Origin of the sequence: Anaplasma phagocytophilum, from assembly GCF_023476575.1 — a bacterium.
In the GTDB taxonomy this organism is placed as follows: domain Bacteria; phylum Pseudomonadota; class Alphaproteobacteria; order Rickettsiales; family Anaplasmataceae; genus Anaplasma; species Anaplasma phagocytophilum_A.
In genome coordinates this window covers 1-11,008 of the sequence record NZ_JAHLEX010000034.1, presented here as the reverse complement: position 1 = coordinate 11,008, position 11,008 = coordinate 1, and the positions used below count along the sequence as shown (strand labels likewise).

The following is an 11,008-nucleotide window of genomic DNA, read 5'->3' as shown; positions in this document are numbered from 1 at the left end:
GGCCTACGGGTCAGGCAGTGGGTACGACCGACAACACTATCACGATGGGTGCACCTAATAGTAACGCCACAGCTGTAGCGAAAGACCTAGTCAAGGAACTCACTCCTGAAGAAAAAACCATAGTAGCAGGATTACTAGCTAAAACTATTGAAGGGGGTGAGGTTGTTGAGATTAGGGCGGTTTCTTCACCTAGAGACTTATCATCAGGCTATACGTGATTCCATTATATGATGTAAGAATAGTTCTTGAGGTGAGGGTGATTTACCCTGATAAAAACCTGAGAAGAGTTTCTTATTCTGCCCAACTTACTTTGTAGATGATATTTGTTCAGGATAGAGAGTTAGTTCTAGAGTGTCATAATTAGTGGATGATATAGAGCTCTATCATTAAGTTCTCTATCAAGCTATTCAAGGATCTATTATTAGATAGATGAAGCATATACAGTATATCTACTAGCTAAGGAGTTAGCTTATGATGTAGTTACTGATCAGACTGACAAGCTTGCTGCTGCTCTTGCCAAAATAAACGGTAAGGACATTGTTCACTTTGCTAAGGCTGTTGAAATCTCTCATCCCATCATCGATGGCAAGGTTTGTAGTGGAAGTCATGCGAAGATCGAGAGTGGTGATACTACAACGAAAACTTATGCTGCGGATATAGGAACGGGCGAAAGTACGAAGACGGCTCAATGCAGTGGTTTAGGTGACCCAAGCGCGACGGCGAAGGGACTCGTTACTTTTGCTACGAATGTAGGGTTAGTAGAAGGTAAAAACTGGCCTACAGGTAAGGCTGGAAAGAGCAGTGGCGGTCCTGTAGTTGGGGCACCTAATAGTAATGCCAATGCTATGGCAAAAGACCTAGTCAAGGAACTCACTCCTGAAGAAAAAACCATAGTAGCTGGGATACTTGCTAAAACTATTGAAGGTGGTGAAGTTGTTGAGATTAGGGCGGTTTCTTCTACTTCAGTCATGGTCAATGCTTGTTATGATCTTCTTAGTGAAGGTTTAGGTGTTGTTCCTTATGCTTGTGTTGGTCTAGGTGGTAACTTCGGATGTGACGGCCGTTCTTAGAGATGTTGGGAAATTATACCTATGATCCCATAGCAAGGATATAACCTCAATACTTTAATCCGAGGATATCTTCTTGTATGAAATAACTTCAGAGTAAGATAATGATTTTTAGAACCTGGGTTTTGGGCATGCTAGAGTTTTAACGCTTTATTTATGCCTCAACTTTGGTAATTATCCAGCGCAGGACCTTCTCCAAGCTACCCGGATGATGAGAATTGTTCTTTGTACATTGTCTCTTATAAAATGTACGTGCTATAAGCATAGCAGCGCCTACAGCTGCTGATATTTCAGGTTTGCCTACATATTCCGGCCACATACCCTTAAGATTCATAGGAGTTCCAACTCTTACCTGCCTGTTAAGTATAGAACTAGCCACCTTTTCTATTCCCAACAATTTGCTGCATCCTCCAGTGATGACAACCTTCCTTACTACATTGTGGTGCTCATCTACCCGGCTTTTTACAAATTCTAAGATCTCCTCAACCCTAGGACGAATGATGCTAACAATGTCTGCTCTGGTAACACATTTCAACTCTCCGTCTACATCGCATATCTCAATTTGATAATCGTCTTCCGAAGAGAAAAGCATTGTGCTACCGTGCACTACCTTAATGCTCTCCGCATCTTTCAAACTTACACAGAGCCCATAAGAAACATCACGAGTTATGTGATTACCACCAAATGGAATGCAATCTGCGTGTTCGTACTTCCCCTTATAGAAAAACCCCATGGAAGTGAAATTGCTTCCCATGTCGATGACTAAAGTACCTAACTCCCGCTCATCGTCCGTCATACAAGCTAAACCTGACGCATACGACTCCGCTATGCACCCCCCCATCATTAAATTGTTGCTAGTTATGCATTGCTCAATGTTCACCAACGCCAACTTTGACACCGTGACCGCATGTACATCTGCCCGTAGCTTACTGCCGTACAGACCTTCCAGTTCTGTGATATTACTTAAATTGTCCAAATGATACACCATTGGAACATTGTGAATTACTATGTCTTCACCAGAAAATTTTTCGTAGGTTTGTAACATGATCCTTCTGATGTCACGCTCAGAGATCTCATGAACATTTGACAACACTTCGTTAGAGATGTTGGATGATTTTACCCCACAGCCCGATACAGTGATGTATAGCTGACTTATCGTTTGTGCTGAAACTTGTTCCGCAAGATCAATGCTAGACAGCACTGAGCACCCTGCGCTTTGTTTATTAACTATAGCACCGCCGTTAATGCCCTCAGAAGGCTTGTAGCCTACGCCTATAACTTCTGGAACACAACCGTCGTTAACTTTTATCGCGAGACACACAACCTTCGTGGAGCCCATGTCTAGAACAGCGAATACACTCCTTCTGGGTGCCATTATAACAGCAGAATGCAACAACCTACTTGACCCTCTATTCGAACGATACTATAAGACAAGACAATGGGATCACTAGCCCAGTACATCTTATATAGCCATCTGAACTGAGCATCAAGTTTTTTCACACGCGGCCTGTATACTCTTCACGGGGTGAATACCAATACGTAACATTGTGGATAATAACACTATAATTGGAACTATTTCTAGCCTGCCCAAAAGCATAAGAGCAGTTAACAAAAGCTTTGTTCCTTCAGTTAGCAAAGAAAAATCACCTTCTGGCCCCACTACTGCTCCAACTCCTATACCAGTATTCGATAGCGTGCTAGACACTGCTGTAACAGCTGTAGTTAAATCGTACCCAATCCAAGAAGTACATAAACACGCTAGTATAAACACAAACAAGTATAAGAACAGGATATATCCTGCCTCGTTGCGTACATTATCTGGGATATGTGTGTTCTTAGTTTCTGAGCATCCTCTTAGCAAAATATTTCGAATGTTATCGTATGCACTGATGGCTAAAATTTGCAATCTCAACACCTTGAGACCACTATTCGTTGAGCCAGCGCATCCACCACACAAGGTAAGCATAGTTACTAAAATCGCCATAAAATAACAACCGCTGAAATCGCCTATACTGTACCCGGTAGACGTACTTAGCGAAACTACGGTGAACACTGTAAACCTAAATGCACTCCAATATCCATCTGTATTGGTATAGCTTTGAAATTTAACGGTACTTAACAAAACGCTTACTGTAAGTATTCCCATATACAGGAAGAACTGAGAGTTTTTAAACCTCCTATCGAACACAATATGTATATATGCAACAAACGGACAAGAAGATAGCAGCATGAAGACTATTGCCACTATCTCTATCTTCACATTATTAAAGTGCTTGAGTGAGTCATCGTAATTAGAGAAACCTCCCGTGGAAACGGTAGTCATTGCGTGGCATATTGCGTCAAACATCGACATGCCAACAATCTTGTAGGACGCGTAACACAAAATCATTAGTAGAATGTATATTGCTGTAACATACAAGACTGTTCTCACAACTCCGGATTTACATTCGCGACCAAGTGCTTCTGTGTTGTAGATCTCTCTCAATCCTGCCATTTTAAGATTGGGTAACAGGAATATACCAATTGTTATTACACCTAATCCCCCCATAGCATTCAACATGGCTCGCCATAACAAGACACCATGGGATTTCTCGCTTAAGTTACTCATTACCGTCGCACCTGTGGTTGTAAGGCCAGACATTGCCTCAAAAACTGCCTCCACATAGGACAGCTTAGCAGTATCTGCTAATACAAAGGGAACTGCAGCAATTAAGGTGAGTACAATCCACACAGAGCAAGTAAGGCATATAGCTTCAGTGCCTCTGATTGAACGCGGTCTTTTGCCGTTTAAAATACAGAATGCTCCGGCTATTGCCGCAAGCGCACCTGCGCCCGCAAACCCTACCCAGTCAGTGCTGCTAGTTAGAATGCTCACAGTCATTGGTATGAGCAGAAATGTCGCCATCAACGTCGTAAACATTCCTGTTATGAAAGCCACTGAGCCTTTGCATATGCCGCTTTTCCTGACTTTCATACTACTAGACCGCTAGCTACAACAACCGGGTTGATAACAATGCTACGTATAGCAAATTCCGCAACGCTGTTCTTAACACAGGTTTGATAGAAGGCAAGAGCTTTCTCAACGTTTCATAAATGTGATACCGCACTATTGTACAAATATTGCCTTTTCTGCTAGAATCCAATCCGGGGAGAGATGGCTGAGTGGTCGAAAGCGCACGCCTGGAAAGTGTGTACACAGCAATGTGTCGGGGGTTCGAATCCCCCTCTTTCCGTGTTTTGGTATATCCATGGGATTTGAATCTAGCTCTTTCCGTAAGTTGCGTGATGTTATTCCCAATGCACGATATGCGGTTGCTGTTTCAGGTGGTGTAGATAGTATGACGCTTATGCGTCTAGTAGCTCTGTTTCATAAGAGCTCAGCATCTGTTGGTTCTCCTACTATTCTCACCGTAAACCATGGGTTTAGACCCGAAGCTGTAGATGAGGTTAGTTTCGTACACGAACAAGCTACGATACTAGGGTTGGAGTGCCGCGTGCTGCACTGGCATAGCCATGTTCAAAAAAAATCTCAAGTTGTTGCTAGAAATATACGGTACCAATTGTTGCTGCAATGGTGCTCTGAACATGGTGTGAGATTCCTTCTTACAGCGCATACGAAGAATGATCAGGCTGAAACAGTATTAATACGGTTAGAGAGAGGTAGTGGTATAGATGGGCTTGCTGGTATAAGGGAATACTCCATGATAGAACATGTGATGGTTATTAGACCTTTGCTAGATTTTACACGTCGGGAAATACAAGAATATGCTATGCAACATCAGCAGCCATGGATTGAAGACCCTAGCAATAGTGACCTAAAATACAGACGAACTTTTTATCGAAACTTTATAAATAACAGCGAAAATCCTGAAATCTTGATAAATAGGCTGAGCAACACCGCGTTGCATATGCAACGGTCCTTAAGCTGTATCTTACACTATGTACAGGGTGCTATGGACAGCTGTTTGGAATTTAATCCATTAGGATACGTAGTAATTAAGCACGATGTTTTTCGTAATCTGCAGCACGAGATTGCCAGCAGGTTGTTTCTGCTTATTATCACGACTATTGGCAACAAATCTTTGAAGCCCAGGTTTTCTAAGTTCTCTTCTGCCTTCTCTAAGGTACGTTCTATTTCTAGTTTTGCCTCTTTTACCTTACATGGCTGTATGATACTCAAAACGTGCGATGGGAACATTGTTGTTGCTAGGGAAGTATCCAGTATAGTCCCTAAAACTTATTTGCACGGTACGACACGTCTACTGTGGGACTCTAGATTTGAGTTGCGTCTTGAATTCTTAGATTGCTTTGACACGTCTTTACCTTCTACCTTTGCGGTGTCGGAAAAACAGGAATCAACGTGTGGTCGTGTGACAGAACATAGGGCTGCTACTGCGATGCAGGTATACATCAGCCCGCTGGATTCTAATCCTATACCGGAGCATTTGCGGGGTATAAACAAATATGTAGTACAAGGATTGCCTGTGTTGATCTGCGGGGATAAAGTTCTTGCCTACCCGTTGCAAAAGCATAATATAAATGGTGTCCCTGTCGTTAGCATAGAGAGGGTCTTGCTAAAGGAGAGGATGATGAACCTAATTTGTAATCAGCTAGATCAATAGAGGTCGCTTATCGTGAACTTTAGGAGAGTGGTCGAGGGCTTAATTGTGTGGTCCGCGGTGATTGCACTTGCCGCTATGCTATATGCCCATTTTGGTGACAAGATAATAGGAAGTAAGGAAGTTTCTATACCTTTTTCCGAGTTCTTGGTAAGGCTGGAAGAGGGTAGTATTGAGAGTGTAAGCATTACTGAGCACGAAATTTCCGGAAAATTTCACAATGGTGTTAAGTTTCGCACTCATGGGGTAGTTTATGATGGCCTGATCAAGACCATGCATGCTCAGAAGGTAATGTTTGAGTTTGTCTCAGAGGTAACCTTACTGAGTGTCATTGGTAGCTTATTCATCTCATGCTTGCCCATGCTATCTTTGGTAGTAATTTGGTGCCTTTTTCTCAAGCAGATGCAGCTGGGTGGTAATAGAACCATGGGCTTCAGTAAGTCCCGCGCTCGCTTAATGACCGATAGCCGCGGAAAGGTAACGTTTGATGACGTAGCAGGTATAGAAGAAGCCAAAGAGGAATTAATAGAGATAGTTGACTTTTTAAAGCATCGCCAGAAGTTTACAAAGCTCGGTGGTAAAATCCCTAAGGGATGTTTACTTATAGGGTCTCCGGGTACTGGTAAAACCTTATTAGCCAGAGCTATAGCCGGTGAGGCAAATGTGCCGTTTTTTAGCATATCGGGTTCTGATTTTGTGGAGATGTTTGTTGGTGTGGGTGCCAGCAGAGTGCGTGATATGTTTGAACAGGGTAAGAAGCATGCTCCTTGTATAATTTTTGTAGATGAGATAGACGCAGTGGGCCGTCACCGGGGGATTGGTCTTGGGGGAGGCAATGACGAGCGTGAACAAACGCTGAATCAGCTGCTAGTAGAAATGGATGGCTTTGAGTCAAATGAAGGAGTTGTGATTATAGCTGCGACGAACCGCCCTGATGTATTGGATCCCGCATTATTGAGGCCTGGAAGGTTTGATAGGCAGGTGACTATATCGATTCCTGACATCAACGGTAGGGAAAAGATAATAGCTGTACATGCGAAAAAAGTTCCGTTGGCGCCTGATGTTGATTTAAGAGTTATAGCTAGAGGAACGCCAGGGTTTTCAGGGGCTGATTTGGCTAACTTGGTGAATGAAGCTGCATTAATAGCTGCGCGGTTGGACAAAAAGATTGTCACTATGAGTGATTTTGAGTACGCGCGTGACAAGGTTATGATGGGTGCAGAAAGAAAGTCTATGGTCATGCGTGATGAGGAGCGTAGGCTGACCGCTTATCATGAGGCAGGACATGCTGTAGTGGCTTTTCACAATCCAGCATCTGATCCGATACATAAGGCGACAATAATACCACGTGGTAGGTCTTTGGGGTTGGTAATGAGGTTACCGGAAACCGATAGGGTATCTCACACGAGGGAGAAGATGCTGGCGGATCTTACAGTTGCTATGGGCGGTCGGGCTGCTGAGGAGTTGATATTCGGATATAACAAAGTTACAAGTGGGGCTTCTTCTGATATAAAGCAAGCTACAGATCTCGCAAAGTCCATGGTTATGAAGTGGGGTATGAGCGATAGTGTGGGGCCATTGTATCATAGTGATGAAGCTCATGAGCGCATCTCTACAAATTTGGCAAATTTGATAGATGATGAGGTAAAGTCGATAGTATCCACGGCTTTGGTTGAAGCCAAGGATGTTTTAACAAAGCATTCGGATGCGTTGCACGCGATTGCTGCAAACCTTCTTGAGTTTGAAACCCTTACGGGAGATGATATTGCTGACATCATTGCTGGAAAGAAGCTAGAAAAGGAGGGTGGGATCAGTACGCGTCCTCTGAAGCGTTCCGCTGTTCCTAATTAACGTTGCGTTATTGAGTGTAATTTGCTGGGTAAGTAAATATACAGTTAACACGTTTTGTGTAGTTCGGTGTTGAGCTTAAAATTGCGATAGAAGTGCAGTTGATAACTGAGTCAATTCTGTTGTGCTTTTGAAGACTTGAGCATATAATTCACCCTCCGATATTCTTGAGTCGTGCTTATGTTGAGTATAGCGAAGCGTGTATTCTGGCCTTATAGTAACAGAGTTAAGGGTGCTTCTGTACATAAGATAGTAAAAAGTATAAACGCGCTAGAAGAGGAGATAGCTGCCCTTTCATCTGAAGCCCTTTTTGGAAAGACCGATGAGTTTCGTAAAATGTTGTCTGAGGGCACTGTTACTCTGGATGATCTTCTTGTGCCGGCGTTTGCTGTTGTGCGTGAGGCTTCGCGTAGGGTGTTGGACATGCGTCACTTCGATGTGCAGCTCATAGGGGGCATTGCATTGCACAGAGGCATGATTGCTGAGATGAAAACTGGTGAGGGGAAAACGCTGGTTGCAACGCTTGCAGCATATCTAAATGCTCTTGAGAGTAAGGGAGTGCACGTAGTTACTGTAAATGACTACTTGGCAGAGCGTGACTCAGAGTGGATGGGGAAGTTGTATAGTGCTCTGGGTATAAGTGTAGGTTGTATCACTAGCGGTTCGTCTGATGAGGCGCGACGGGCTGCATATAATTGTGATATTTTGTACTCTACTAATAACGAACTGGGTTTTGATTATCTGCGTGATAATATGAAATTATGTAGGGAAAATATGGTTCAACGCGGCTACAACTACGCTATCGTTGATGAGGTTGATTCCATATTGATAGATGAATCAAGAACTCCGCTCATAATATCGGGTCCCGTGGAGCGCGATAGCTCGTTATATGAAAAGGTAGACGCTCTTGTAAGAGATCTGGAGCAGGAAGATTATGATATTGATGAAAAGAGTAAGACTGCGTTTTTAACTGAGGATGGTGCTCTTAAAGTTGAGCAGTTGTTGATATCGCACCAGTTAATACCTGAGGGTTCTTCGCTATACAGTGCGGAGAATATTATTATGATGCACTATGTAGGGCAAGCTTTGCGGGCTCATAAGCTGTACTTTGCGGATAAGGACTACATCGTAAAAGATGGTAACGTTGTAATAATTGACGAATTTACCGGTCGGATGATGGATGGGCGGCGTTATTCTGATGGGTTGCATCAGGCCTTGGAAGCTAAGGAGGGTGTGCGTATTAATAATGAGAACCAAACCCTTGCGTCTACTACGTTCCAGAATTACTTCCGCATGTACAAAAGGTTGTCTGGTATGACTGGTACTGCTGAAACGGAAGCTGATGAATTTCTTGGGACGTATAATTTACAAGTTATGCAGATTCCAACCAATGTACCGGTGCAGCGTGTTGATCTTGACGATGATATATACTGCACTGAGGAAGAAAAATACGAAGCAGTTATAGACTTCATTATTGAGTGCCACAAGAGAAAGCAACCCACACTTGTGGGCACTATAAGCATTGAGAAATCTGAACTTCTCTCAAAGTTGCTCACGATGCGTGGTATAAAGCATTCCGTACTTAATGCACGATACCATGAAAAAGAAGCTTATATAATAGCGCAGGCTGGAAAGCCGGGTGCCGTGACTATAGCTACTAATATGGCTGGGCGTGGTACTGATATTAAGCTTGGTGGAAACCCTGAGATGTTAGCTCGGAGTGAGCTTTCGGGGATTACAGACGAGGGAGAGAGGGCTAAAAGGATAAATAAGCTTATTGAACAAGCAAAGAATGATAGAGAGGTTGTCGTGCAGGCTGGGGGGCTTTGCATTATAGGAACTGAGAGGCACGAAAGTAGGCGGATTGATAATCAATTACGTGGGAGGTCTGGTAGACAGGGTGATCCTGGCTTGTCGAAGTTCTTTCTTTCGTTAGAAGATGGTTTGCTGCGTATTTTTGGCTCTGACAAGGTGCGAGGCATGTTGAAGCGTCTTGGAATGAAGAGGGGTGAAGCTATACAGCATAAGTGGATTAATAGGGCCATTGAACGTGCGCAGAAAAAGGTAGAAGCGAGAAATTACGACATTAGGAAATCATTGCTCAGGTTCGACGATGTAATAAATGAGCAGCGCAGGGTAATATTTGCGCAAAGAAATCAGATTCTCGATAGAGAGACATATGATTTGGTGCCCTTTTACAGCAATCTTAACCACGATATCGTATCGCGCATTATCAAAGAGAAGTATTGCGATTTAGGGCATAGAGAAACTGCTGAAGAATTATCGGCGGAGGTTACCAGGATATACGGCGTTGAGCTTGATATGGGTGACCTATCAGCTATCGAAACAAGGGAAGAGGTTATAGCTTATTTGGATAAGGTTGCAGATGATCTTCTGAAGAAAAAAGCAGATGGGTTTGTGCATAAGAATGAGAATCTGTGGGATTTTGCGGCGAGGCGCGTGCTAATTACTTCGTTAGACCATCTATGGACTGATCATCTAGCTGCTTTGGATAGTCTTAAATGCGGTATAAATTTGAGGTCTGTTGGTCAAAAAGATCCGCTTAATGAATTTAAAATTGAGGCTTTCTATCTACTTGAAAAAATGCTTTCTCGATTTTATGAGATGGTAATCCAAAAGCTTGCACACATTGAGTTGGAAGTGCATCAACAACCTGATGACGGAATGATTAATTTAAATAACTCAACAAGTAAGTTGTTTGGTGGCATAGCGCGCAATGACAAATGTCCTTGTGGTTCTGGAAAAAAGTTCAAACATTGTCATGGGATCATCAGGGTATAACGGTGTTAAGCCGTTCCATGGTTTTAGCGAGTAAGGGGCCAATACTCTCAAAGTTAACCATGGTGTGAGCTGAAGAAACCGCCCTAATCTCAACAACCTCACCCCCTTCAATAGTTTTAGCTAGTAACCCAGCCACTATTGTTTTTTCTTCGGGAGTGAGATTCTTTACTAGATCTTTAGCTACGGCTGTGGCGTTTCCATTCGGGACACCATCTTTCGCAGCGTTCGACTGGTACGTTTTCCCCGTAGGCCAATTCTTACCTTCTATAAGTTTCACAGCCTCGACAAACTTACTAAACGGTTTGTCCGGAGCAGCCGTACTCAATCCGCTACACTGAGCCGTTTTGCCATTTGTAGGTACTGCCTCAAAATCTGCCGGACTCCCATCCGCACTGCCCTTCGCATGAGTTCCACTACAAACCTTACCATCGATGATGGGATGAGAGATTTCAACAGCCTTAGCAAAGTGAACAATGTCCTTACCGTTTATTTTGGCAAGAGCAGCAGCAAGCTTGTCAGTCTGATCAGTAACTACATCATAAGCTAACTCCTTAGCTAGTAGATATACTGTATCAGCTTCATCTTCCTTACTACCACTATCTCTAATACCCTTAGTCTTGAAGCGCTCGTAACCAATCTCAAGCTCAACCCTGGCGCCACCAATACCATAAC

General features: G+C 43.3%; 5 protein-coding genes, 1 tRNA gene and 3 pseudogenes. 6 read left to right on the top strand and 3 right to left on the bottom strand.

Annotated elements, in window-relative coordinates; genetic code table 11:
• Positions 1-218 (top strand): annotated as a pseudogene (locus KPX09_RS02630) (hypothetical protein); the annotation flags it as partial.
• Between the two features lie 210 nt (positions 219-428).
• A pseudogene (locus tag KPX09_RS02625) lies at positions 429-1,070 on the top strand (P44/Msp2 family outer membrane protein); the annotation flags it as partial.
• 151 nt (positions 1,071-1,221) lie between these two features.
• On the opposite strand, the gene ftsA reads toward KPX09_RS02625, so the two are convergent.
• Both ftsA and KPX09_RS02615 read right to left on the bottom strand, forming a co-directional pair.
• Positions 1,222-2,442: a cell division protein FtsA gene (gene ftsA / locus KPX09_RS02620; RefSeq protein WP_249548832.1), complete on the bottom strand. Its 1,221-nt coding sequence runs from the start codon at positions 2,440-2,442 to the stop codon at positions 1,222-1,224.
• Between the two features lie 111 nt (positions 2,443-2,553).
• Positions 2,554-4,041, bottom strand: coding sequence for a TrkH family potassium uptake protein (locus KPX09_RS02615; RefSeq protein ID WP_249548831.1), 1,488 nt, complete (start codon positions 4,039-4,041; stop codon positions 2,554-2,556).
• 174 nt (positions 4,042-4,215) lie between these two features.
• Between KPX09_RS02615 and KPX09_RS02610 the strand changes: the two genes are divergently transcribed.
• The 4 genes from KPX09_RS02610 to secA all read left to right on the top strand — a co-directional run bounded on the left by KPX09_RS02610 (position 4,216) and on the right by secA (position 10,336).
• Positions 4,216-4,300 (top strand) — tRNA-Ser (locus KPX09_RS02610).
• Positions 4,271-5,689 carry a tRNA lysidine(34) synthetase TilS gene (gene tilS / locus KPX09_RS02605; protein ID WP_249548830.1) on the top strand — a complete coding sequence of 473 codons (1,419 nt, stop codon included), beginning with the start codon at positions 4,271-4,273 and terminating at the stop codon, positions 5,687-5,689. Before KPX09_RS02610 ends, tilS begins: the two co-directional genes overlap by 30 nt.
• 12 nt (positions 5,690-5,701) lie before the next feature.
• Positions 5,702-7,537, top strand: coding sequence for an ATP-dependent zinc metalloprotease FtsH (gene ftsH / locus KPX09_RS02600; RefSeq protein WP_346017233.1), 1,836 nt, complete (start codon positions 5,702-5,704; stop codon positions 7,535-7,537).
• Positions 7,538-7,714: 177 nt separating this feature from the next.
• On the top strand, positions 7,715-10,336 hold the full coding sequence (secA, locus tag KPX09_RS02595; protein WP_249548829.1) for a preprotein translocase subunit SecA: 2,622 nt from the start codon (positions 7,715-7,717) through the stop codon (positions 10,334-10,336).
• Here the strand turns inward: secA and KPX09_RS02590 are convergent.
• Positions 10,326-11,008, bottom strand: a pseudogene (locus tag KPX09_RS02590) (P44/Msp2 family outer membrane protein); the annotation flags it as partial. The gene secA and the pseudogene KPX09_RS02590 overlap by 11 nt on opposite strands.

Coding starts and splice junctions, on each gene's coding strand:
- ftsA (WP_249548832.1), bottom strand. CDS start 2,442: ATGGCACCCAGAAGGAGTGTATTCGCTGTTCTAGACATGGGCTCCACG.
- KPX09_RS02615 (WP_249548831.1), bottom strand. CDS start 4,041: ATGAAAGTCAGGAAAAGCGGCATATGCAAAGGCTCAGTGGCTTTCATA.
- secA (WP_249548829.1), top strand. CDS start 7,715: ATGTTGAGTATAGCGAAGCGTGTATTCTGGCCTTATAGTAACAGAGTT.